This window comes from Paenibacillus eucommiae (assembly GCF_017874215.1).
GTDB classification, from domain to species: Bacteria; Bacillota; Bacilli; order Paenibacillales; family NBRC-103111; genus Paenibacillus_AI; species Paenibacillus_AI eucommiae.
This window is the reverse complement of sequence record NZ_JAGGLB010000049.1, coordinates 16,828-40,262: the sequence shown is the minus strand read 5'-3', so window position 1 is coordinate 40,262 and position 23,435 is coordinate 16,828. Positions and strand designations below refer to the sequence as shown.

The 23,435-nt window shown below is 44.2% G+C and carries 29 protein-coding genes and 1 other annotated feature; all 29 genes read left to right on the top strand.

Going from position 1 to position 23,435, the window contains the following annotated elements; translation table 11 throughout:
- Nucleotides 1–32 precede the first annotated feature (32 nt).
- Nucleotides 33–725 carry a 50S ribosomal protein L1 gene (rplA, locus tag J2Z66_RS38940; RefSeq protein WP_209978879.1) on the top strand — a complete coding sequence of 231 codons (693 nt, stop codon included), beginning with the start codon at nt 33–35 and terminating at the stop codon, nt 723–725.
- 51 nt (nt 726–776) lie between these two features.
- Nucleotides 777–930, top strand: a sequence feature (ribosomal protein L10 leader region).
- Between the two features lie 71 nt (nt 931–1,001).
- Nucleotides 1,002–1,511: a 50S ribosomal protein L10 gene (gene rplJ / locus J2Z66_RS38935; protein ID WP_209978877.1), complete on the top strand. Its 510-nt coding sequence runs from the start codon at nt 1,002–1,004 to the stop codon at nt 1,509–1,511.
- A 42-nt stretch (nt 1,512–1,553) separates the two neighbouring features.
- On the top strand, nt 1,554–1,916 hold the full coding sequence (rplL, locus tag J2Z66_RS38930; protein ID WP_209978875.1) for a 50S ribosomal protein L7/L12: 363 nt from the start codon (nt 1,554–1,556) through the stop codon (nt 1,914–1,916).
- A gap of 69 nt (nt 1,917–1,985) precedes the next feature.
- On the top strand, nt 1,986–2,582 hold the full coding sequence (locus J2Z66_RS38925; protein WP_209978873.1) for a class I SAM-dependent methyltransferase: 597 nt from the start codon (nt 1,986–1,988) through the stop codon (nt 2,580–2,582).
- Between the two features lie 401 nt (nt 2,583–2,983).
- Nucleotides 2,984–6,517 carry a DNA-directed RNA polymerase subunit beta gene (rpoB, locus tag J2Z66_RS38920; protein WP_209978871.1) on the top strand — a complete coding sequence of 1,178 codons (3,534 nt, stop codon included), beginning with the start codon at nt 2,984–2,986 and terminating at the stop codon, nt 6,515–6,517.
- Between the two features lie 69 nt (nt 6,518–6,586).
- Nucleotides 6,587–10,207 (top strand): DNA-directed RNA polymerase subunit beta', encoded by a 3,621-nt coding sequence (gene rpoC, locus J2Z66_RS38915; RefSeq protein ID WP_209978869.1) that lies wholly within the window; start codon nt 6,587–6,589, stop codon nt 10,205–10,207.
- Nucleotides 10,208–10,390: 183 nt separating this feature from the next.
- Nucleotides 10,391–10,642 (top strand): ribosomal L7Ae/L30e/S12e/Gadd45 family protein, encoded by a 252-nt coding sequence (locus J2Z66_RS38910; RefSeq protein ID WP_209978868.1) that lies wholly within the window; start codon nt 10,391–10,393, stop codon nt 10,640–10,642.
- Between the two features lie 157 nt (nt 10,643–10,799).
- Nucleotides 10,800–11,219 (top strand): 30S ribosomal protein S12, encoded by a 420-nt coding sequence (rpsL, locus tag J2Z66_RS38905; protein ID WP_209978866.1) that lies wholly within the window; start codon nt 10,800–10,802, stop codon nt 11,217–11,219.
- A gap of 45 nt (nt 11,220–11,264) precedes the next feature.
- Complete coding sequence (gene rpsG / locus J2Z66_RS38900) at nt 11,265–11,735, top strand: 30S ribosomal protein S7 (protein ID WP_209978864.1); 471 nt, start codon at nt 11,265–11,267, stop codon at nt 11,733–11,735.
- Between the two features lie 38 nt (nt 11,736–11,773).
- Entirely contained in the window at nt 11,774–13,849 is a 2,076-nt protein-coding gene (fusA, locus tag J2Z66_RS38895; protein WP_209978862.1) for an elongation factor G, read from the top strand.
- A gap of 39 nt (nt 13,850–13,888) precedes the next feature.
- Nucleotides 13,889–15,079 (top strand): elongation factor Tu, encoded by a 1,191-nt coding sequence (gene tuf, locus J2Z66_RS38890; RefSeq protein WP_209978930.1) that lies wholly within the window; start codon nt 13,889–13,891, stop codon nt 15,077–15,079.
- Nucleotides 15,080–15,315: 236 nt separating this feature from the next.
- Entirely contained in the window at nt 15,316–15,624 is a 309-nt protein-coding gene (gene rpsJ / locus J2Z66_RS38885; RefSeq protein ID WP_028557496.1) for a 30S ribosomal protein S10, read from the top strand.
- Between the two features lie 42 nt (nt 15,625–15,666).
- The gene (gene rplC, locus J2Z66_RS38880) at nt 15,667–16,290 is read left to right on the top strand and encodes a 50S ribosomal protein L3 (RefSeq protein WP_209978860.1); all 624 of its coding nucleotides are present in this window, start codon (nt 15,667–15,669) and stop codon (nt 16,288–16,290) included.
- 16 nt (nt 16,291–16,306) lie between these two features.
- A complete protein-coding gene (rplD, locus tag J2Z66_RS38875) occupies nt 16,307–16,933 on the top strand; it encodes a 50S ribosomal protein L4 (RefSeq protein ID WP_209978858.1) in 627 nt (208 codons plus the stop codon).
- The gene (rplW, locus tag J2Z66_RS38870) at nt 16,930–17,220 is read left to right on the top strand and encodes a 50S ribosomal protein L23 (protein WP_209978857.1); all 291 of its coding nucleotides are present in this window, start codon (nt 16,930–16,932) and stop codon (nt 17,218–17,220) included. Before rplD ends, rplW begins: the two co-directional genes overlap by 4 nt.
- Nucleotides 17,221–17,250: 30 nt before the next feature.
- Nucleotides 17,251–18,081 (top strand): 50S ribosomal protein L2, encoded by an 831-nt coding sequence (gene rplB, locus J2Z66_RS38865; protein ID WP_209978855.1) that lies wholly within the window; start codon nt 17,251–17,253, stop codon nt 18,079–18,081.
- 48 nt (nt 18,082–18,129) lie between these two features.
- Complete coding sequence (gene rpsS / locus J2Z66_RS38860) at nt 18,130–18,408, top strand: 30S ribosomal protein S19 (RefSeq protein WP_209978853.1); 279 nt, start codon at nt 18,130–18,132, stop codon at nt 18,406–18,408.
- Nucleotides 18,409–18,438: 30 nt separating this feature from the next.
- Nucleotides 18,439–18,771 (top strand): 50S ribosomal protein L22, encoded by a 333-nt coding sequence (rplV, locus tag J2Z66_RS38855; protein ID WP_209978851.1) that lies wholly within the window; start codon nt 18,439–18,441, stop codon nt 18,769–18,771.
- Between the two features lie 13 nt (nt 18,772–18,784).
- Nucleotides 18,785–19,447, top strand: a complete 663-nt coding sequence (gene rpsC / locus J2Z66_RS38850; protein ID WP_209978849.1) for a 30S ribosomal protein S3 — start codon at nt 18,785–18,787, stop codon at nt 19,445–19,447.
- Between the two features lie 2 nt (nt 19,448–19,449).
- Nucleotides 19,450–19,884, top strand: coding sequence for a 50S ribosomal protein L16 (gene rplP, locus J2Z66_RS38845; RefSeq protein WP_209978847.1), 435 nt, complete (start codon nt 19,450–19,452; stop codon nt 19,882–19,884).
- The gene (gene rpmC / locus J2Z66_RS38840; RefSeq protein ID WP_209978845.1) at nt 19,874–20,071 is read left to right on the top strand and encodes a 50S ribosomal protein L29; all 198 of its coding nucleotides are present in this window, start codon (nt 19,874–19,876) and stop codon (nt 20,069–20,071) included. Before rplP ends, rpmC begins: the two co-directional genes overlap by 11 nt.
- Before the next feature lie 25 nt (nt 20,072–20,096).
- The gene (gene rpsQ, locus J2Z66_RS38835; RefSeq protein ID WP_209978843.1) at nt 20,097–20,360 is read left to right on the top strand and encodes a 30S ribosomal protein S17; all 264 of its coding nucleotides are present in this window, start codon (nt 20,097–20,099) and stop codon (nt 20,358–20,360) included.
- Nucleotides 20,361–20,396: 36 nt separating this feature from the next.
- On the top strand, nt 20,397–20,765 hold the full coding sequence (gene rplN, locus J2Z66_RS38830) for a 50S ribosomal protein L14 (RefSeq protein WP_209978841.1): 369 nt from the start codon (nt 20,397–20,399) through the stop codon (nt 20,763–20,765).
- 75 nt (nt 20,766–20,840) lie between these two features.
- A complete protein-coding gene (gene rplX / locus J2Z66_RS38825; protein WP_209978839.1) occupies nt 20,841–21,194 on the top strand; it encodes a 50S ribosomal protein L24 in 354 nt (117 codons plus the stop codon).
- A gap of 32 nt (nt 21,195–21,226) precedes the next feature.
- Nucleotides 21,227–21,769 carry a 50S ribosomal protein L5 gene (gene rplE / locus J2Z66_RS38820; protein WP_209978837.1) on the top strand — a complete coding sequence of 181 codons (543 nt, stop codon included), beginning with the start codon at nt 21,227–21,229 and terminating at the stop codon, nt 21,767–21,769.
- A 36-nt stretch (nt 21,770–21,805) separates the two neighbouring features.
- Nucleotides 21,806–21,991, top strand: coding sequence for a type Z 30S ribosomal protein S14 (locus J2Z66_RS38815; RefSeq protein WP_209978835.1), 186 nt, complete (start codon nt 21,806–21,808; stop codon nt 21,989–21,991).
- A gap of 33 nt (nt 21,992–22,024) precedes the next feature.
- Nucleotides 22,025–22,423 (top strand): 30S ribosomal protein S8, encoded by a 399-nt coding sequence (gene rpsH, locus J2Z66_RS38810; protein ID WP_209978833.1) that lies wholly within the window; start codon nt 22,025–22,027, stop codon nt 22,421–22,423.
- A 28-nt stretch (nt 22,424–22,451) separates the two neighbouring features.
- Nucleotides 22,452–22,994 (top strand): 50S ribosomal protein L6, encoded by a 543-nt coding sequence (gene rplF / locus J2Z66_RS38805; RefSeq protein ID WP_209978832.1) that lies wholly within the window; start codon nt 22,452–22,454, stop codon nt 22,992–22,994.
- A 63-nt stretch (nt 22,995–23,057) separates the two neighbouring features.
- Entirely contained in the window at nt 23,058–23,426 is a 369-nt protein-coding gene (gene rplR, locus J2Z66_RS38800; RefSeq protein WP_209978830.1) for a 50S ribosomal protein L18, read from the top strand.
- Nucleotides 23,427–23,435: the final 9 nt, after the last annotated feature.

The following is a 23,435-nucleotide window of genomic DNA, read 5'->3' as shown; positions in this document are numbered from 1 at the left end:
TTATCCGTTAAAACCACTAAGGAGGAGTAGAAATGCCCAAGCACGGTAAGAAGTACGAAGAAGTTTCCAAGCTTGTTGACGCTGAAGCCTTATATGATCCGTCAGAAGCTATCGAGCTGGTAAAGAAAACAGCTCCAGCTAAATTCGATGAAACTGTAGATGTTGCAGTTCGTCTGGGTGTAGACCCAAGAAAACAAGACCAAGCTGTTCGGGGGGTAGTTGTACTTCCGCATGGTACTGGTAAAACAAAGCGCGTACTCGTTTTTGCTAAAGGCGACAAAGCCAGAGAAGCAGAAGCAGCCGGGGCCGATTTTGTAGGCGATCTGGATATGATCAACAAAATCCAACAAGGTTGGTTCGACTTCGATGTTTGCGTAGCCACTCCAGATATGATGAGCGAAGTAGGGAAACTGGGCCGTATTCTCGGGGGTAAAGGTTTAATGCCTAACCCGAAAGCTGGTACTGTAACCTTCGACGTAACTAAAGCCATTCAGGAGATCAAAGCTGGTAAAATCGAATACCGTCTGGATAAAGCCGGCCAAATTCATGCTCCACTGGGTAAAGTATCGTTTGATGCCGTTAAGTTGAATGAAAACTTCCGTGCATTGATTGATGCTCTTCTTAGAGCGAAGCCTGCAGCAGCTAAAGGTGTTTACCTTAAAGGTGTTGCAATCTCTTCAACTATGGGACCTAGCGTACGTGTGAATTTAACATCCTTTAGATAAGAATTAGCACGTTTGACTTTCGGGTTCAAACATGGTAATCTGACTAAAGTCTAAAAATGAATATGCAAACCGTAGACAGTAGGTGCTTAACCGCTTAATTTCCTACCGAGGTGTTATGATAGAACGATATATTTCTTTGTTTACACAAGGGAAAATCAGCACATCATGCCTTCGTAGAGTCTACGAAGGCATTTCTTATGTCTATAGGAAATGCTGACCGGTCTGCTGTTTGTAAAATAGAAAGATACAATGCTCAAGAAGTGAGGTGTTACTGAAATGGCAAACGCGAAAATTATCGCAGAAAAAGAACAGGCTGTATCCGTGGTTACAGAAAAGCTGAAAAACAGCAGCTGCACAATTATTACGGATTATCGCGGTTTGAACGTAGCTCAAGTAACTCAGCTGCGCAAAACCTTGCGTGAAGCGGGCATCGAGTTTACTGTTCTTAAGAATAGCTTGGCCAGAAGAGCGAGTGCTAATGCGGAACTATCCGGTTTGGATGAGTATCTGACAGGTCCTACAGCTATCGCATTCAGCTCAGGTGACATCGTGGCACCAGCCAAGATTTTAACTGAGTTCGCTAAGAAAAATGATAAACTGAACGTTAAAGCTGGAATCGTTGAAGGCCGCGTTGTTGGATACGACCAAATTAAAGCCTTAGCAGATCTTCCTTCCAAAGAAGGCTTGCTCTCTATGTTGCTTAGCGTTCTTCAAGCTCCTGTTCGTAACTTTGCACTTGCTGTTAAAGCAGTTGCTGAGAAACAAGAAGGCGGAGCGGAAGCTTAATCTTATTTAAATAATTCTACGAAAATAATGGAGGTTTAACCTATGAGCAACGCACAAATCTTAGAAGCAATAAAAGGTATGACTATTCTTGAACTGAACGATCTGGTAAAAGCTATTGAAGAAGAATTTGGTGTAACTGCAGCAGCTCCAGTAGCAGTTGGCGGCGGCGCAGCAGCAGCAGAAGTTGAAGAGCAAACTGAATTTGATGTTATCCTGACAAACGCAGGCGCATCCAAAATCAACGTTATTAAAGCAGTTCGCGAAATCACAGGTCTTGGCCTGAAAGAAGCTAAAGATCTTGTTGACAGCGCACCTAAAGCAATTAAAGAGAAAATTGGTAAAGAAGAAGCTGACGCTATTCAAGCTAAGCTTACAGAAGTTGGCGCAACTATAGAAGTGAAGTAATTCTAATTTCAACCAAACCTCTTGAAGCTAGTCTTCAAGAGGTTTTCTTTTGAAAGGAGAGTTTCGAAAATGTCTGAGCATTATTATACTAAGCAGCCTACAGTAGAGCATGATCACCATCAAACAGAAGAGGTGCTTCGGGGATATAAGCTAGTGTTTGGGACGGATGCTGGTGTTTTCTCAAAAAAAGGAGTCGATTATGGAAGTAAACTTCTGATTGAGACGATGAAATTCGATAGATCAGCACGAGTTCTCGATGTTGGTTGCGGATATGGCCCGATCGGCATTACGGCAGCTAAATTATGTCCGGATGGACATGTAACAATGATTGATATCAATGAGCGGGCAGTAGAACTATGTGCGGAAAATGCTCGGAAAAATGGAGTTTTTCACGTATCGGTCATGCAGAGTGATCTTTTTGAAAAGGTGAAGGGCCACCAGTTCGATGTCATTCTTACGAATCCGCCTATTCGGGCAGGTAAGGAGACCGTCCATCGTATTTTCTCAGAAGCTTATGAGTGTTTAACACAAGGGGGCTCGTTATGGGTCGTTATTCAAAAAAAACAGGGGGCACCTTCTGCGAAAGCGAAACTGGAATCCTTATACAGTGAAGTTGAGGAAGTATCCAGGGATAAGGGGTACTGGATTTTGAAGGCGACGAAGTGATAGATAGCTGCACAACTGGCAAGGTAGATGATAGGTGAGTAAAAGCCCGTAACGGCTAACAAAGAAATGTTTGACTTGACATTTTGGATGTGGTATCATTAAAAAATGTCAGTATTAAGATGGGACACATGTATGTAGTCTACAAAAATGTCAAGTCTTTTTTTCAGGGAGAAATGAATAAAATTTTAGCATCCAGCGTATAATGTTGAAATTTTAGGCAACTCTAACATGATGAAAAGAAATATATGGAAAAAGTCTTGTCGATGAACAGAGAAAAACCTCCATCCATACAGTCGCTTGTTCGGACGGGCTCCAAAATGGAGGCGTCCTGAGTGTAGGTAGGTAGAAGTTTTTCTTCTTTATTTTTTACTTAATGAGTAGAGTTGAGGGGTGAATGAAAGTTGGCGGGACATCTTGTTCAATTTGGACGACGTAAACGCAGGACTTATGCACGAATTAATGAGGTGCTGGGCATTCCCAATCTGATCGAAATCCAACAGAAATCATATCAATGGTTTTTGGATGAAGGTTTGCGGGAAATGTTTCAGGATATCTCACCGATCCAGGATTTTACGGGAAACTTGATATTGGAGTTTATCGATTACAGTTTAGGTGAGCCTAAATATTCGGTCGATGAGTCCAAGGAGCGTGACGTGACCTACGCAGCGCCGTTAAGGGTGAAGGTCCGTTTGATTAATAAAGAAACCGGCGAGGTCAAGGAGCAAGAAGTGTTCATGGGAGATTTCCCAATTATGACTGAAACGGGAACCTTTATTATCAACGGCGCGGAGCGTGTTATCGTCTCCCAACTCGTTCGCTCACCCAGTGTTTATTATAGCACGAAAGTTGATAAAAACGGCAAAAAAACTTACACCGCGACGGTTATTCCGAACCGTGGGGCTTGGCTTGAACTAGAGACCGATGCCAAAGATATCATCTATGTACGTATTGACCGTACCCGGAAGATTCCTGTGACCGTGCTGTTAAGAGCTTTGGGCTTCGGTACAGATATGGAGATTTTGGAGCTTCTAGGTGATGATGAATATATCCGCAATACGCTAGATAAAGATAATACGGATTCAACAGACAAAGCGTTGATTGAAATCTATGAACGTCTTCGTCCGGGTGAACCTCCTACATTAGATAATGCTAGAAGTCTTCTTGTTGCACGCTTTTTTGATCCTAAACGCTATGATCTAGCAAACGTGGGTCGTTACAAAATTAACAAGAAGCTGCACATTAAGAATCGTTTGTTTAATCAACGTCTTGCAGAAACACTGGTAGATCCAGAGACAGGTGAAATTATTGCAGAAGCAGGGCAAGTGCTTGACCGCCGTGCTTTGGATGAAGTTTTACCATACTTGGAAAAGGGTGTCGGCTTCAGGCAGTACAATATTACTGGCGTTTCTGAAGCAGAGCAAATTCCAGTGCAGTGCGTTGAAGTCTATTCTCCAATAGAAGACGGCAAAGTAGTTAAAGTCATTTCTAATGGTGTTATTGATAAAGCCATTAAGAATATTACTCCTGCCGATATTATTTCCTCAATTAATTATTTTATTAACCTTCTTCATGGCATTGGAAACACGGATGATATTGACCATCTTGGCAACCGTAGATTGCGTTCCGTTGGTGAACTTCTGCAAAACCAATTCCGTATCGGATTATCCCGTATGGAGCGTGTAGTACGTGAGCGTATGTCCATTCAAGATGCTAACGTGATCACACCACAAGCTTTGATCAATATCAGACCCGTTATCGCTTCGATCAAAGAGTTCTTCGGAAGCTCACAGTTGTCCCAATTTATGGATCAGACTAACCCGCTTGCCGAGCTGACTCATAAGAGACGTCTCTCAGCACTGGGACCAGGTGGTTTGACGAGAGAGCGCGCAGGCTTTGAAGTCCGTGACGTTCATCACTCTCACTATGGCCGTATGTGTCCGATTGAAACGCCAGAGGGTCCGAACATTGGTTTGATCAACTCTCTTTCCACTTTTGCCAGAATCAATGAGTATGGTTTCATAGAAGCTCCGTATCGTTGGGTAGATCCGAAGTCGGGTATTGTAACCGAGCAGATTGCTTATATGACAGCGGATGAAGAAGATAATTACGTTATCGCACAGGCGAACGCCCAGCTTACTGAAGAAGGAAAGTTTGTCCAAGATACGGAAATTGTTCGTTTCAAGGATGACAACCTTATTCTTCCGATCGAACGTGTAGATTACATGGACGTATCTCCCAAGCAGGTTGTATCCGTCGCGACGGCGCTTATCCCCTTCCTGGAAAATGATGACTCTAACAGAGCGCTAATGGGTTCGAACATGCAGCGTCAAGCCGTTCCTCTTTTGATTCCAAAGGCACCGCTTGTCGGTACTGGTATGGAGCATAAAGCTGCGAAGGACTCGGGTGTATGTATTGTCTCCAAATTCGATGGAATTATTGAAAAAGCTTCGGCTAATGAAATTTGGGTTCGCAGACAAGAGCTTGTTGATGGCAAATTGGTTAACGGAAATCTTGTTAAGCACAAGCTGCATAAATTTATGCGTTCCAACCAAGGTACTTGTATCAACCAACGTCCTATTATTAAAAAAGGACAACAGGTTAAAGTAGGAGACATTCTTGCTGATGGTCCTTCCACTGAGCAAGGTGAATTGGCTCTAGGCCGCAACGTAGTCGTTGCCTTTATGACATGGGAAGGGTACAACTACGAGGATGCGATTTTACTTAGCGAGAAGCTGGTGAAAGAAGATGTATATACTTCAATCCACATTGAAGAATATGAATCTGAAGCTCGCGATACGAAGCTTGGACCAGAAGAAATCACCAGGGATATTCCCAATGTTGGTGAAGACGCCCTGAAAAATTTAGATGAGCGTGGAATTATTCGCGTAGGTGCAGAAATTGGCGCCGGAGACATTCTTGTCGGTAAAGTAACGCCTAAGGGTGTTACCGAATTGACGGCAGAAGAAAGATTGCTTCATGCTATCTTCGGTGAGAAGGCTCGTGAAGTCCGGGATACTTCCCTGCGGGTTCCTCACGGAACAGATGGTATCGTTGTTGACGTTAAAGTATTTACCCGTGAGAACGGCGATGAGCTTCCTCCGGGCGTTAATCAATTGGTTCGTGTCTATATTGCCCAAAAACGGAAAATTTCCGAAGGTGACAAGATGGCCGGACGTCACGGTAATAAAGGGGTTATCGCGCGTATTCTTCCTGAAGAAGATATGCCGTTCCTTCCTGATGGAACTCCTGTAGAAGTCGTTCTAAACCCGCTGGGAGTACCTTCCCGGATGAACATAGGACAGGTGCTGGAAGTTCACTTGGGGATGGCTGCAAAGCTTTTGGGTATTCACACTGCCACTCCAGTTTTCGATGGCGCGCGTGAGTATGACGTATTTGATGCTATGGAAGAAGCTGGGATGCAGCGTAACGGCAAGACTATGCTTTATGATGGTCGCTCCGGAGAATCTTTTGAACGGGAAGTTACCGTTGGTGTCATGTACATGATCAAGCTTGCGCACATGGTTGACGACAAAATCCATGCACGTTCTACCGGTCCTTACTCACTCGTTACTCAACAGCCGTTGGGTGGTAAAGCACAGTTCGGTGGACAGCGTTTCGGGGAGATGGAAGTTTGGGCGCTTGAAGCCTATGGCGCAGCCTATACACTTCAGGAAATTCTTACCGTCAAGTCGGATGATGTCGTAGGACGTGTGAAAACTTACGAATCTATTGTCAAAGGCGAGAATGTTCCGGAGCCAGGCGTGCCGGAATCCTTCAAGGTTCTGATCAAGGAGCTTCAAAGCTTGGGTATGGATGTCAAAATCTTGTCAGGCACTGAAGAAGAGATCGAGATGAAGGAATCGGATGAAGACGATGAGGTTACCAGCGACAAGCTGAACCTTAATTTAGAAGGCGCCGAAATGGGAATGGAATAAACGAACTTGACGAAGATCGAATAAGCTTCGTAGCTTGCTAGGCTATATATTCTTAAGGAGGGTTGCTCCTTGTTAGATGTTAATAACTTCGAGTACATGAAAATCGGCTTAGCATCACCCGATAAAATTCGTTCCTGGTCTCGTGGGGAAGTGAAGAAGCCGGAAACTATCAACTACAGAACTTTAAAGCCGGAAAAAGAAGGGCTCTTCTGTGAGAAGATCTTCGGGCCAACAAAGGACTGGGAATGTCATTGCGGTAAATACAAACGCGTCCGTTATAAAGGCGTTGTCTGTGACCGCTGTGGCGTAGAAGTAACCCGTCAAAAGGTACGTCGTGAACGTATGGGACACATCGAGCTCGCTGCTCCTGTTTCCCATATCTGGTACTTCAAAGGGATTCCAAGCCGTATGGGACTTGCACTGGATATGTCTCCAAGATCGTTGGAGGAAATCATTTACTTTGCATCCTATGTCGTCACAGATCCAGGAGATACACCTTTAGAGAAGAAACAGCTTCTGTCCGAAAAAGAGTACCGCAGCTATCGCGAGAAGTACGGATACGCCTTCCAGGCCGGTATGGGCGCTGAGGCTGTGAAAAAGCTGCTTCAGGATATCGAAATCGATAGAGAAGTGGAAATGCTTAAGGAAGAGCTCAAGACCGCACAGGGCCAACGTCGTAATCGTGCGATCAAGCGCCTGGAAGTTATGGAAGCTTTCCGTAATTCCAAAAATATGCCAGGCTGGATGGTACTTGATGTACTGCCAGTTATCCCGCCGGAACTGCGCCCAATGGTTCAGCTGGATGGGGGCAGATTTGCTACCTCCGATTTGAACGATTTGTATCGCCGTGTAATCAACCGGAACAACCGTCTCAAGAGATTGCTTGATCTGGGTGCACCCGATATCATTGTTCAGAATGAAAAGCGTATGCTTCAAGAAGCTGTCGATGCTTTGATCGACAATGGACGCCGCGGCCGTCCCGTTACGGGACCTGGTAACCGTCCACTTAAATCCCTCAGCCACATGCTGAAGGGGAAGCAGGGACGTTTCCGTCAGAACTTGCTGGGTAAACGTGTTGACTACTCAGGCCGTTCTGTTATCGTTGTAGGCCCGGATCTGAAGATGTATCAATGTGGTCTGCCGAAGGAAATGGCACTAGAATTATTTAAGCCTTTCGTAATGAAAGAGCTTGTAAATAAAGGCTTAGCTCACAACATCAAGAGTGCGAAGCGTAAAGTCGAGCGCGTAAGTCCTGATGTATGGGATGTTCTTGAAGAAGTAATTAAGGAGCACCCGGTTCTTCTAAACCGTGCCCCTACCTTGCATAGACTAGGTATTCAAGCGTTTGAACCTATTCTCGTTGAGGGTCGTGCGATCAAATTGCATCCGCTCGTATGTACAGCATACAACGCTGATTTTGACGGTGACCAAATGGCGGTTCACGTTCCTTTATCCTCTGAAGCCCAAGCTGAAGCACGTGTGCTGATGCTGGCGTCCGGGAATATTTTGAATCCTAAGGATGGCAAGCCTGTTGTTACTCCTTCACAGGATATGGTACTGGGAAGCTTTTATTTAACAACAGATAACAAGTTTGCCAAAGGCGCGCTGAGCATACTTAGATCCGTGAATGAAGCAGTTTCTGCTTATCAGTCCGGGAAGTCTGCACTTCATGCCAGAGTAGCTATCCCAGCCAAGGTTCTAAATAAAACAAGCTTCACTCCTGAGCAGCAGGAAGCGATATTGATCACGACAATCGGTAAAATCATCTTTAATGAAATTTTCCCGGAAGATTTGCCGTTTATCAATGAGCCTACGAAGACAAATCTGTTGAATGGTATCCCGGATTCCCATTTTGTTTTTGACAAAGGGGCGGATCTGAGAACGATTATGCAGGAGCTTCCAGAAGGTAAGGCTGTAGGCAAGGAATATCTCGGAACGATTATTGCGGAATGCTTCCGTAAATATCATACGACCCAAACCTCAGTGATTCTGGATAAAATTAAAGAGTTAGGCTTCACGTATTCGACTAAAGCAGGTATTACAGTTGCGGTTTCGGATGTTATCGTGCCGAAGGAAAAGGATCTTATTCTTCAAGAAAGCGAAGAAAAGGTACGTTCCGTAACGAATCAATACCGCCGCGGTCTGATTACAGATGAAGAGCGTTACGACAGAGTCATTTCCATTTGGAGTAAAGCGAAGGATGAAATCACAGATATCTTGATGAAATCCCTTGATAAATACAACTCCATCAATATGATGGTTGAATCCAAGGCTCGGGGTAACAAATCACAAATTACACAGCTCGGAGGAATGCGTGGTCTGATGGCCAATCCTTCCGGTAAAATTATCGAGCTTCCAATTAAATCGAACTTCCGTGAAGGACTTACGGTTCTGGAATACTTTATTTCCACGCACGGTGCCCGTAAAGGTCTTGCCGATACAGCGCTTCGTACCGCGGATTCCGGCTACTTGACTCGTCGTCTTGTTGACGTTGCTCAAGATGTCATCGTTCGTGATGAAGATTGTGGTACTGACAAAGGCTTTATGGTAAGTAAAATTCAAGACGGTAAAGAAGTCATTGAGGATCTTTACGACCGTATTGAAGGACGTTACGCTTTTGAAACATTGCGTCACCCGCAAACGGGAGAAATTATCATAAACCGCAATGAACTGATTGAAGCCGGAACAGCTGATAAAATTATCAACTCTGGCATCGAGAAGCTGCAAATCCGTTCTGTGTTAAGCTGCCGTTCCAGACATGGTGTTTGTAAAAAATGCTATGGCCGTAATTTGGCAACAGGCCAGCACGTAGAAATCGGAGAAGCTGTTGGTATTATCGCTGCTCAATCGATTGGTGAGCCGGGAACTCAGCTGACCATGCGTACGTTCCATACCGGGGGCGTTGCCGGAGATGATATCACCCAAGGTTTGCCGCGTATTCAAGAGCTCTTTGAAGCACGGAATCCGAAGGGGCAAGCAATTATCTCCGAAATTGATGGTGTAGTGAAAGAAATCCGTGAGGCTAAGGATCGTCGTGAAATTGAAGTTCAAGGCGAAGCTGAATCCAAGACATATGCAGTTCCTTATGGATCCAGAATCCGTGCTTCAGTGAATCAGCATATTGAAGCAGGGGATGAGCTGACAGAAGGTTCTATCGATCCTAAAGATATGCTCCGCATTAAAGGGATTCGCGGCGTTCAAAACTATATTCTGCAAGAGGTACAGCGCGTTTACCGGAACCAAGGGGTGGAAATTAACGACAAGCATATTGAAGTTATGGTACGTCAAATGCTGCGTAAAATCCGTATCGTTGATGCCGGAGACACGACTCTGCTTCCTGGTTCATTCGTAGATATTCATGAATACGAGGAGGCTAATAAAACAGCTCTCTTCTCAGATAGTGAGCCGGCAGTAGCCAAACCAATCCTGCTTGGTATTACCAAAGCTTCTCTTGAGACAGATTCCTTCCTATCCGCTGCTTCCTTCCAGGAGACAACTCGTGTCTTGACAGATGCGGCGATCAAAGGAAAAGTCGATCAGCTTCTCGGACTTAAAGAGAATGTTATTATTGGTAAGCTGATTCCAGCTGGAACGGGTATGCCGCGTTATCGGAATATTCGTATTACGAATCCGAACGAAGTGGATATAGAAGTAGAAGGACTGGAAAAAGAAACAGTTGCAGTTGAATAAAATTGTGTGAAGAAGCAACGCCGGAAAGCAGATCTTCTTGAGAGGATCTCTTTCCGAGCGCTTTTTTCTGAGATAAATTTTGTGAAGAATACTTAATTTTCTTGACACTGCTTTTTTGAAGTGCTAATATATCAAAGTGTGCCTATGTTAATATGCTTTCCTGTGCTTTGGAGGATATGTTTGATGTCTTATGAAAAAGTGAAACAGGCAAAGAACGTGAGTATTGGTACCAAGAAAGCTATTCGAATGGTCGAGCTTGGCAGGGCGGCCGAAGTTTTTGTTGCCAAAGATGCAGATCCACGTATGACGATAAAAATGGTGAACCTCTGTAAGAAGATGGATGTACAAGTAATCTACGTAGATTCTATGAAGCTTTTAGGTAAAGCATGTGGAATTGAAGTTGGAGCTGCCGTAGCAGCCATCGTGAATGAGTGATCCGAAAGACGTTTTTGTTGCAGGACATAAGCATGATTCTTCAGAATTAAAGCCTAAGTCCCCTGACAGAGACATTTCCTTTGTCCATTTATGACTCGCCTGGATCTGTGGGCTTGCAATAAGAAGTGGTTTATAATTCTAGGGAGGAGGTGGCGAAATGCCAACAATTAACCAATTAGTTCGTAAAGGCCGTGAAGCGAAGGTGGAGAAATCCAAATCCCCAGCTTTGCAAAAAGGTTTTAACGCTTTGAAAAGAGAAGCAACCGATTTGAGCGCTCCTCAAAAACGTGGTGTTTGCACCCGCGTAGGTACGATGACTCCTAAGAAGCCTAACTCAGCTCTTCGTAAATATGCCCGTGTTCGTTTGACAAACCGTGTAGAGGTAACAGCCTACATTCCAGGTATTGGACACAACCTGCAAGAGCATAGCGTTGTTCTGATTCGTGGAGGAAGAATTAAAGATCTTCCAGGGGTACGTTATCACATCGTTCGTGGCGCTTTGGATACTTCAGGCGTAAACAACCGTAAGCAAGCTCGTTCGAAATATGGAACGAAACGTGCGAAGGTAAAGAAATAAGATCGACTATATCAGGGATGATTTTTTCAAGAAAGGGGGATAACTATGCCTCGTAAAGGTCCAGTTACTCGTAGAGATGTATTGCCAGATCCGATTTATAGCAGCAAGCTTGTTACCCGTCTAATTAACCGTATCATGATTGACGGAAAAAGAGGGGTAGCACAGTCCATTTTATATAATGCTTTTAACCTAGTTCAAGAGCGCACTGGCAAAGAGCCAATGGAAGTTTTCGAACAAGCAATTAAAAACATTATGCCAGTTCTTGAAGTAAAAGCACGCCGTGTGGGTGGAGCTAACTACCAAGTACCTATCGAAGTTAGACCGGATCGCCGTTCAACTTTAGGTCTTCGTTGGCTCGTAAACTACTCGCGTCTGCGCGGAGAGAAGACAATGGAAGAAAGACTGGCGTATGAAATTATTGATGCCAGCAACAACACAGGATCTTCCGTGAAAAAACGTGAAGATACACACAAGATGGCTGAAGCAAACAAAGCGTTTGCTCACTATCGTTGGTAGAATAAATTTTCCCCCCAATATAGGAAGGAGAAATACGTATGGCTAGAGAGTTCTCCTTGTTTAATACACGTAACATTGGGATTATGGCTCATATTGATGCCGGTAAAACGACTACAACTGAACGTATTCTGTACTATACAGGCCGTGTACACAAAATCGGTGAGGTCCACGAAGGTGGCGCAACGATGGACTGGATGGAGCAGGAGCAGGAGCGCGGAATCACGATTACTTCCGCTGCTACTACAGCGCAATGGGAAGGTCACCGCATCAATATTATCGATACCCCAGGGCACGTAGACTTTACTGTTGAGGTAGAGCGTTCCCTTCGTGTGTTGGACGGAGCAGTAGGTGTGTTTAGTGCCAAAGAAGGCGTTGAACCACAGTCCGAAACCGTTTGGAGACAAGCGGACCGTTATAATGTTCCCCGGATTGCTTATGTAAACAAGATGGACATTATCGGAGCGGATTTCTTAGGCGTTATTGTTTCGATGAAAGAAAAGCTTGGTGCAAATGCAGTTGCGATTCAACTTCCGATCGGTGCTGAGAATGAATTCAAAGGCATTATCGACCTGGTTGAAGAAAAAGCTTATATGTATATGGACGATCTTGGTAAGGATATTCAAGAAGTTGAAATTCCTGATGAGTACAAAGATAAAGTTGCTGAATTAAGATTGGAGCTTGTAGAGAAGGTTGCTGAGCTTGATGAAGAGCTTACAATGAAATATCTCGAGGGTGAAGAACTTACTGTAGCTGAAATCAAGGCAGCTCTTCGTAAGGGAGTTTGCGAAGTTAAGATTTTCCCGGTTATCTGTGGGTCTTCTTACAGAAATAAGGGAGTTCAACTGATGTTGAATGCGGTAATTAATTACCTTCCTTCACCTTTGGATGTACCAGATATTAAAGGACTGCTGGATGACGGTACTGAAGTTATTCGTAAATCTTCAGATGCTGAACCATTCTCAGCTCTTGCATTTAAAATTATGACGGATCCTTTCGTAGGAAGACTTACGTTTTTCCGTGTGTACTCTGGTGTTCTAAGTTCAGGCTCTTATGTTTTGAACGCCACCAAGGGCAAACGGGAAAGAGTTGGTCGGATTCTTCAAATGCATGCAAACAGCCGTCAAGAAATTAGCGATGTTTACTCCGGTGACATTGCAGCTGCTGTTGGTTTGAAGGATACAACTACTGGAGATACTTTATGCGATGAGAAGAACCCGGTTATTCTAGAGTCAATGAACTTCCCTGAGCCGGTTATCCAGCTTGCGGTTGAGCCAAAGACAAAAGCTGACCAAGATAAGATGGGGATCGCTCTGCAAAAGCTGTCTGAAGAAGATCCAACATTCCGTGCTCATACGGACGAAGAAACAGGCCAAACGATTATTGCAGGTATGGGTGAGCTTCACCTAGAGATTCTTGTTGACCGTATGCTTCGCGAGTTTAAAGTTGAGACCAATGTTGGTAAGCCTCAGGTTGCTTACAGAGAAACCTTCCGTGCATCTGCCAAGGTTGAAGGTAAGTTCGTTCGTCAATCCGGTGGCCGTGGTCAATACGGACATTGTTGGGTTGAATTTAGTCCGCAAGAGCCAGGCGCAGGTTTCCTTTTTGAAAGCAAAGTAGTAGGGGGCTCTATTCCAAGAGAATACATTGCACCTATTCAAGCTGGTATTGAGGAATCCATGAAGAATGGTGTAATTGCTGGATTCCCGCTCGTGGACATCAAAGCTACTGTAGTAGACGGATCTTATCATGATGTTGACTCCAACGAAATGGCGTTTAAGATCGCTGGTTCCATGGCCCTTAAAGCAGCTAAAGACAAGTGTCAACCGGTTCTTCTTGAGCCAATCATGAAAGTTGAAGTTACTGTACCTGAAGAATATATGGGCGACGTTATGGGGGATTTGAACTCCAGACGTGGACGTATTGAAGGTATGGACAGCCGTTTTGGAGCGCAAATTATTCGTGCTAAGGTGCCTTTGTCTGAAATGTTTGGGTACTCGACAACACTTCGTTCAAGAACACAAGGCCGCGGCGTTTACTCCATGGAAATTTCACATTATGAAGAGGTTCCTAAGTCCATTGCAGAAGAAATTGTTGCAAAGGCCAAAGGCGTTTAAAAATAAACTATTGTAACCCCTAAGGAGGAATTGTTTGAAATGGCAAAGGCTAAATTTGAACGTAATAAACCGCATGTTAACATCGGTACAATCGGTCACGTCGACCATGGTAAAACAACTTTGACTGCAGCTATCACAACTGTACTTTCCAAAAGATACGGTGGAGCAGCAGTAGCATTCGATCAAATCGATAAAGCACCAGAAGAGCGCGAGCGTGGTATTACAATTTCCACAGCACACGTTGAGTATGAAACTCCTAATCGTCACTATGCACATGTTGACTGTCCTGGACACGCCGACTATGTTAAGAACATGATTACTGGAGCAGCACAAATGGATGGAGCGATCTTAGTTGTATCCGCAGCTGACGGTCCTATGCCACAAACTCGTGAGCACATCCTTCTTTCCAAACAAGTAGGTGTTCCTTACATCGTAGTTTTCCTTAACAAATGCGACATGGTTGATGACGAAGAGCTTCTTGAGCTTGTTGAAATGGAAGTTCGTGACCTGTTGAATGAATATGAATTCCCTGGCGATGATACTCCAATCATCCGTGGAGCTGCTCGTGAAGCTCTTTCCAACCCTGATGGTGCTTGGGCTGACAAAATTATCGAGTTGTTCGAACAAGTCGATGCTTACATCCCAACTCCTGAGCGTCAAACTGACAAGCCTTTCCTTATGCCTGTTGAGGATGTATTCTCCATCACTGGCCGTGGAACAGTTGCTACAGGCCGTGTAGAGCGTGGAACAGTTAAAATCCAAGACGAAGTAGAAATTATTGGTCTTGCTGAAGAAACTCGCAAATGTGTAGTTACAGGCGTTGAGATGTTCAGAAAATTGCTTGATTCCGCACAAGCGGGCGACAACATCGGAGCACTTCTTCGTGGTGTTGATCGTAATGACATTGAGCGCGGCCAAGTTTTGGCAAAGCCGGGTTCAGTGAAAGCACACACAAACTTCACTGCACAAATCTACGTTCTTACTAAAGAAGAAGGTGGCCGTCATAAGCCTTTCTTCACAGGTTACCGCCCTCAGTTCTACTTCCGTACTACGGACGTAACAGGAATCATTAACCTTCCTGAAGGAACTGAAATGGTTATGCCTGGTGACAACATCACTGTTACAGTAGAACTTATTGCCCCAATCGCTGTAGAAGAAGGTACTCGTTTCGCTATTCGTGAAGGCGGACGTACTGTAGGCGCAGGAGCAGTTGCTTCCATTCAAAAGTAAGCAATTTAATAGGAAAAAAGCTCATCACTTCGCGTGATGAGTTTTTTTTAGGCAAACATCTAAAATTTACTTGCTTTTCTTTTTGTTTTTTTATATAATAGTGAACGTTGGTCTGCGACGTTGCGATGATGCGGGAGGTTGCTGACACACCCGGCCCCTTTGCCATGGGGAGGGCGTCAGGGGATTTTCGCGGAGTATGTCCGATAATAAATTGGGCGATAGAAGGAGGGACTTATATGGCAAAGCAAAAAATTCGTATTCGTTTGAAGGCGTATGATCACAGAATCATTGATCAATCCGCTGAGAAAATTGTAGAAACTGCAAAAAGATCTGGTGCAGGTGTATCCGGACCGATTCCGCTTCCTACTGAGAAGCAAATCATCACGATTCTTCGTGCGGTTCACAAGTACAAGGATTCCAGAGAGCAATTCGAAATGCGTACGCATAAGCGTTTGATCGATATTGTGAATCCAACACCGCAAACTGTTGATGCTCTAATGCGACTGGATTTACCGTCTGGTGTAGACATCGAAATCAAACTGTAAGCCATAGATAGAAACAAATGTGAAGGAAATGAGGTGTCAACGATGAAAGGTATCTTAGGGAAGAAACTTGGGATGACTCAAGTATTTACTCCGGAAGGTTTAGTAATTCCAGTTACTGTAATTCAAGCTGGTCCTTGCGTGGTTCTTCAAAAGAAAGATGCGGAGAATGACGGTTACGAATCTATCCAAATCGGTTTTGACGACAAGAAAGAAAAGAATGCAATTAAACCAGAGTTGGGCCATGCGAAAAAAGCGGGCGCAACACCTAAGCGCTACATTAAAGAAATTCGCGGCATTCAACTCGCTGACTATGAGGTTGGCCAAGAGCTGAAGGCAGATCTGTTCGCAGAGGGCGACTTCGTTGATGTAACAGGTACTTCCAAGGGTAAAGGGTTCCAAGGTAATATCAAGAGACATAACCAGTCCAGAGGGCCAATGGCTCACGGATCGCGTTACCATCGTGGACCGGGTTCCATGGGTTCCATTCAAGCGAATCGTGTTCCTAAAGGTAAAAACCTGCCAGGACATATGGGTCATGAAACAGTGACTCTTCAAAATCTGCAAATCGTAAGAGTAGATACAGATCGCAACGTGCTTCTAGTAAAAGGATCTATTCCTGGACCTAAAAACAGCTACGTTAGCGTGAAATCTGCCGTGAAAAAGTAGGAAAGGAGGAAAACTGATGCCAAAAGTAGCTTTATATAATGTAACGGGTGCTCAGGTTGGTGAAGTAGAATTGTCAGATGCCGTATTCGGCATTGAGCCTCATGTGCATGTGCTTCATGAAGCCGTGCTCTTGCAGCAAGCATCTATGCGTCAAGGAACACACAAGACCAAAGGTCGTTCTGAGGTTCGTGGCGGTGGACGTAAGCCGTGGAAACAAAAAGGTACTGGACGTGCTCGTCAAGGCAGCATTCGTGCGCCTCAATGGAAAGGCGGCGGTACGGTTTTTGGACCGACTCCTCGCAGCTATGGCTACAAATTGCCAAGAAAAGTTCGTCGTCTAGCGATTAAATCCGCTTTGTCTTCAAAGGTAATTGATAATGAATTGATCGTTCTGGATCAACTTCAAATGAATGCCCCTAAGACTAAAGATTTCATTGCGATTCTAAGCAATCTTAAAGTGAATAGCAAAGCATTAGTGGTTGCTGCAACACTTGAAGATAACATTGCATTATCGACACGTAATATTCCAGGTGTGAAATTTGTTGCTGCTGATGGAATCAGCGTTCTGGACGTAATGCTCTATGATAAATTGATCATTACCCAAGATGCTGTACAGAAGGTAGAGGAGGTGCTTGCACAATGAAAAATCCACGCGACATTATCAAGCGCCCGATCATTACGGAACGCACAAGCGATTTAATGGCAAACAAAAAGTATGTTTTTGAAGTCGAACTTCGTGCTAACAAAACAGAAATTAAACAAGCCATTGAAGCTATCTTCAAAGTTAAAGTTACAAATGTAAACACACTTAGAATGCCGGCCAAGCCGAAGCGCCAAGGTCGTCACTCTGGCTACACTTCCGAATGGAAGAAAGCGATTGTGTCTCTTAGTCCGGAAAGTAAAGAATTGGAATTCTTTGAAACTGTGTAACTCATTTTCTGAAGTAAGGAGGGAATCCTAGTGCCAATTAAAAAATATAAACCAACGTCACCTGCTAGACGTGCGATGTCGGTTTCTACTTTTGAAGAAATCACAACATCAACACCGGAAAAAACGTTACTGGCTCCTCTGCATAAGTTTGCAGGTCGTAACAATCAAGGTAAAATTACAGTTCGTCACCGTGGCGGCGGACACAAACGTAAATACCGGATTATCGATTTCAAACGGAATAAAGATGGAATACCAGGACGCGTTGCTACAATCGAGTACGATCCAAACCGTTCAGCTAACATTGCATTGATTCACTATGCGGATGGAGAAAAGAGATACATTCTGGCTCCTAAAGGCTTGAAAGTTGACGATCAAATCGTATCTGGAGCAACTTCCGATATCAAGATTGGGAATGCACTTCCTTTGGAAAACATCCCTGTAGGTTCGGTTATCCACAATATCGAATTGAAGCCAGGAAAAGGCGGACAACTTGTTCGTGCTGCTGGTACAGAGGCCCAATTGCTTGGTAAAGAAGAGCAATACGTAACCGTTCGCCTTTCATCTGGTGAGGTTCGTAAAGTTCTTAAGGTTTGCCGCGCTACGATCGGATCCGTTGGTAACGGGGATCATGAGCTAGTGAAGGTTGGTAAGGCTGGACGTAATCGTTGGAAAGGTCAAAGACCTGAAGTTCGCGGGGTTGTTATGAACCCGAATGATCACCCACACGGTGGTGGTGAAGGACGTGCACCAATCGGACGTAAGTCTCCTATGTCTCCATGGGGCAAACCTACACTCGGTTACAAAACTCGTAAAAAAGGCAAAGCATCCGATAAATACATTGTACGTCGTCGTACGAAGTAATAGAGGGTCTACCAAAACTCGTAAGGTACAGGGAAGGGAGGTTCATCAATGGGGCGCAGCTTGAAGAAAGGTCCATTTATTGATGGCTATTTACTGAAAAAAGTAGAAGATATGGATAAAGCGAGCAAGAAAGTACTAATCAAAACTTGGTCGCGTCGGTCTACAATTTTCCCGCAGTTCGTTGGTCACACTTTTGCGGTTTATGATGGTAAGAAACACGTGCCTGTGTATGTAACAGAAGATATGGTCGGACATAAGCTAGGTGAGTTCGCACCAACTCGTGTTTACAAAGGTCACGACGATGATAAGAAAACAGGGAAACGCTAATCGCATTTTTTGCCGAGAGGAGGTACTACCATGCAAGCGAAAGCAGCTGCAAACTTTGTTCGGATTGCTCCTCGTAAAGTACAATTAGTCATTGACTTAATTCGGGGAAAAGCGGTAGGCGATGCGATTGCAATTTTGCGTCACACGCCAAAAGCAGCTTCTCCAATCGTGGAGAAACTGCTCAATTCCGCTATTGCCAATGCAGAACATAACTATTCGTTAGATCCAAATAAATTGGTTATAGAACAGGTCTTTGTTAACCAAGGGCCAACAATGAAGAGATTCCAACAACGCGCGATGGGCCGTGCAAGTGCCATCAAGAAGCGTACCAGCCACATTACAGTAGTGGTATCCGAGAAATAAGGAGGGATAACGAGTGGGTCAAAAAGTAAACCCGGTAGGTCTCAGAGTAGGGATTATTCGCGATTGGGAATCCAAGTGGTTCGCAGGGAAAGATTTTGGAACCCTGTTGATGGAAGACGTGAAAATCCGTGAATATTTGAAGAATAAGCTTAAAGATTCAGCAGTATCCCATATCGAAATCGAGCGTGCGGCTAATCGCGTGAACGTTACGATTCATACAGCTAAACCGGGAATGGTTATTGGTAAAGGCGGAGCCGAAGTTGAGGTTATTCGTACTTACATTGCTAACCTTTCCAACAAGAAAGTCCACATCAACATTGCCGAAATTAAAAATCCAGAACTGGATGCGATTTTAGTTGCAGAAGGTATTGCTCAACAACTGGAGCGTCGGGTATCATTCCGCCGCGCTATGAAGCAAGCAATGCAAAGAAGCACAAGAGCCGGAGCTAAAGGTATTAAAGTTGCAACAAGCGGACGCCTTGGCGGAGCAGAAATCGCACGTACGGAAGGATATAGCGAAGGAACCGTTCCACTTCATACACTACGTGCGGATATTGATTATGGTACTGCAGAAGCAGCCACCACTTATGGTCGTATCGGTGTTAAAGTATGGATTTACCGTGGAGAAGTTCTTCCGACAGCTAAGAAAAAGGCTCAGCCGGAAGGAGGAAATTAATCATGTTAGTACCAAAGCGTGTTAAGCATCGTAAGGAACACCGCGGCAGCATGAAAGGCCAAGCTAAAGGCGGCACAGAAGTTGCTTTCGGCGAATTCGGTCTGCAGGCGACAGAACCGGCTTGGGTAACCAACCGTCAAATCGAAGCAGCTCGTATTGCCATGACTCGTTATATCAAGCGTGGCGGTAAAGTATGGATTAAAATTTTCCCATCCAAGCCTGTTACACAAAAACCGCTTGAAGTTCGTATGGGTAGCGGTAAAGGTAACGTGGAAAAATGGGTATGCGTAGTAAAACCCGGCAAAATTCTTTTTGAACTTGCAGGTGTAAGCGAGGAGATCGCTCGTGAAGCGATGCGTCTAGCTGCTCACAAACTTCCGATTAAAACGAAGTTCGTGAAGAGAGATGAAGTAGGTGGTGAAGCAAATGAAGGCTAGTGAATTCCGCAACTTAACCACTGCTGAGATCGAGCAAAAAGTATCCGGATTTAAAGAAGAACTCTTTAACCTCCGTTTTCAACTAGCTACAGGTCAATTGGATAACCCGACTCAAATCCGTCATGTACGGAAAGAGATCGCGCGTGCCAAAACTGTTTTGCGAGAAAGAGAACTGGGGATTGGGTAACCAAATCTAGAGAGGAGGGTTCGATATGAGTGAACGCAATGACCGTAAAGTGCAAGTTGGTAAAGTAGTCAGCGACAAGATGCAAAAAACCATCGTTGTTGCCGTCGAAACTTACAAAAAGCATAATCTCTATCATAAGAGAATTAAATACACGAAGAAATTTAAAGCTCATGATGAGAACAACCAAGCCAAGATTGGTGACGTTGTGAAAATTATGGAAACTAGACCACTTTCCAAGGATAAGTCCTGGAGACTCGTTGAAATCGTGGAAACAGCAGTAATTATTTAAACATTTCAGGCATGAACCCCGAAAGGAGGAAATACGATGATTCAACCATTATCCCGTTTGAATGTGGCTGACAACTCTGGTGCAAAGAAACTTATGTGCATTCGTGTACTAGGCGGTACAGGTCGTCGCGTAGGTCACATCGGTGATTTGATTATCTGTTCGGTTAAAGAAGCAACACCAGGTGGCGTTGTCAAAAAAGGCGATGTTGTAAGAGCGGTAATCGTTCGTACAAAGAGCGGAGCTCGTCGTAAAGACGGATCTTACATCACTTTTGATGAGAATGCTGCTGTTATCGTGAAAGACGATAAGAGCCCGCGCGGAACTCGTATTTTCGGACCAGTAGCTCGTGAGCTTCGTGATAAAGACTTCATGAAGATCGTCTCTCTGGCTCCTGAAGTCATTTAGTAAGGCATGCCTTTCGGCGAGAAAGGCTAAGCATAGTTAACGCAGTAAGCTTTTTTCCAGGAGGTGTAAACGACAATGCCAAGATTGAAAAAGAGACTTGAGTCTCATAACAATAAACTGCACGTTAAAAAAGACGATACAGTATTTGTAATCAGCGGTAAGGACAAAGGTAAAAAAGGACGCGTGATCGCTGCGTATCCCCGTGAAAACCGTGTTCTTGTAGAAGGTGTGAATATGGTGAAGAAGCATTCTAAGCCTACTCAGCAAAACCCTCAAGGCGGTATTTTGAATCAGGAAGCTGCGATTCACGTTTCCAACGTGATGCTGATCGATCCGAAGAGCGGAAAGCCTACTCGTGTAGGATATAAAGTGCTAGACAACGGAACTAAAGTTCGCATAGCGACTAAATCCGGTGAAGCAATCGACTAAAGCCAAATGCTCGGAAAGGAGGCCCTTGAAACATGGCAGCAAGATTGAAGGATCGTTTTTTAAATGAAGTCACACCAGCATTAATTCAAAAGTTCAACTACACAACAGTGATGCAAGTGCCTAAGATTGAGAAGGTCGTCATCAACATGGGTGTTGGTGAGGCAGTTTCTAACTCCAAGGTTCTCGATACTGCAGTAGAAGATCTACAAAAAATTTCAGGTCAAAAGCCTGTTGTAACGAAAGCAAAAAAATCCATTGCGGGTTTCAAGCTTCGTGAAAATATGCCTATCGGTGCAAAAGTAACACTGCGCGGCGAGCGCATGTACCATTTCTTAGATAAGCTCTTTAACATCTCACTTCCACGTGTTCGTGACTTCCGCGGTGTTTCCAACAAAGCTTTTGATGGCCGCGGCAACTATACGCTTGGTTTGAAAGAGCAATTGATTTTCCCAGAGATCGAATATGATAAAATCGACAAAGTGCGCGGTATGGATATTGTTATCGTAACAACAGCTAAATCAGATGAAGAGTCACGCGAGCTGTTAACGCAACTCGGTATGCCTTTCGTCAAATAGCTTATAATCGTACCTTTTCAGGAGGTGTTAAACTAAGTGGCAAAAACTTCGATGAAAGTAAAGCAACAACGTACGCCGAAGTTTAAAGTACAAGCATACACACGCTGCGAGCGCTGCGGCCGTCCGCATTCCGTGCTACGCAAATTCAAAGTTTGCAGAATTTGTTTCCGTGAATTAGCATACAAAGGTCAGATTCCAGGTGTGAAAAAAGCAAGCTGGTAATCACCCTATTTTCGGGAAGGAGGTTTACACTAAATGGTCATGTCAGATCCAATTGCAGATATGTTAACACGCATTCGTAATGCGAATATCGTACGTCATGAAACAGTAGAAATCCCTGCATCCAAGATGAAGAGGGAAATCGCTGAAATCCTTAAAAAAGAAGGATTTATCCGTGACGCTGAATACGTAGAAGATAGCAAGCAAGGAATTATCCGTTTGTTCCTGAAATACGGTTCAAACAATGAACGTGTTATTTCCGGATTGAAAAGAATTAGCAAACCAGGTTTGCGCGTTTATACCAAATCACAAGAAGTGCCCCGTGTACTTGGAGGTTTGGGAATTGCCATCATCTCCACATCAAACGGAGTAATGACGGATAAAGATGCTCGTCAATCCAAAGCCGGCGGAGAGGTAATCTGCTACGTCTGGTAATACAACGTAATTGAATGGAGGTGCAAACATGTCTCGTATTGGTCGCAAACCGATTAGCGTTCCAAGTGGTGTTAATATTACCCTGGAAGATACTTTAATCACAGTAAAAGGACCGAAAGGTACTTTGTCTCGTGAACTTCATAAAGATATGAAGATCAACGTTGCTGAAAGCGAAATTAACGTTGAGCGCCCTTCCGATAACAAGCTTCATCGTTCCTTGCACGGAACAACACGCAGTGTTGTAGCGAACATGGTTAATGGTGTAACGGAAGGTTTTGTAAAAAATCTTGATCTTGTAGGTGTAGGGTATCGTGCCAACAAGAATGGAGATAAGCTAGTTCTTAACGTTGGCTACTCCCATCCGGTTGAAATCAACCCGGAGAACGGTATTGAATTCGAAGTTCCTACGAACACGAAAATTATCGTTAAAGGGATCGACAAAGAGTTAGTTGGAGCAACAGCAGCTAAAATTCGTTCTGTACGTGAGCCTGAGCCGTATAAAGGTAAAGGAATCAAGTATGAAGGCGAACGGATTCTTCGTAAAGAAGGAAAAGCTGGTAAGAAAAAATAACAATCTAATAGGTTCTATAGAAGCTTTAGCTTCGTAATACTGTTGGAAGGAGTGTATGCCCAAATGATTAATAAAGGCGATAAGAATAAAGCCCGTTTAAAGAGGCATCTTCGTGTTCGTAAAAAAATCGAAGGTACAACAGTACGTCCTCGGTTGAACATTTTCCGTTCCTCTAAGCATATGTATGCGCAAATTATCGACGATGCAAACGGAGTTACTATAGCAGCAGCTTCAACTCAGGATAAAGATCTGAAAAGCGATGTTACTAATGGTGGCAACGTAGAAGCAGCTCGTAAAGTCGGAGAATTAATCGCAAAGCGTGCTAAAGAAAAAGGCGTGGAGAAAGTTGTCTTCGACCGCGGCGGTTACCTATATCATGGACGTGTTCAAGCATTAGCTGATGCGGCTCGTGAAGCAGGATTAGAATTCTAGAATAATATA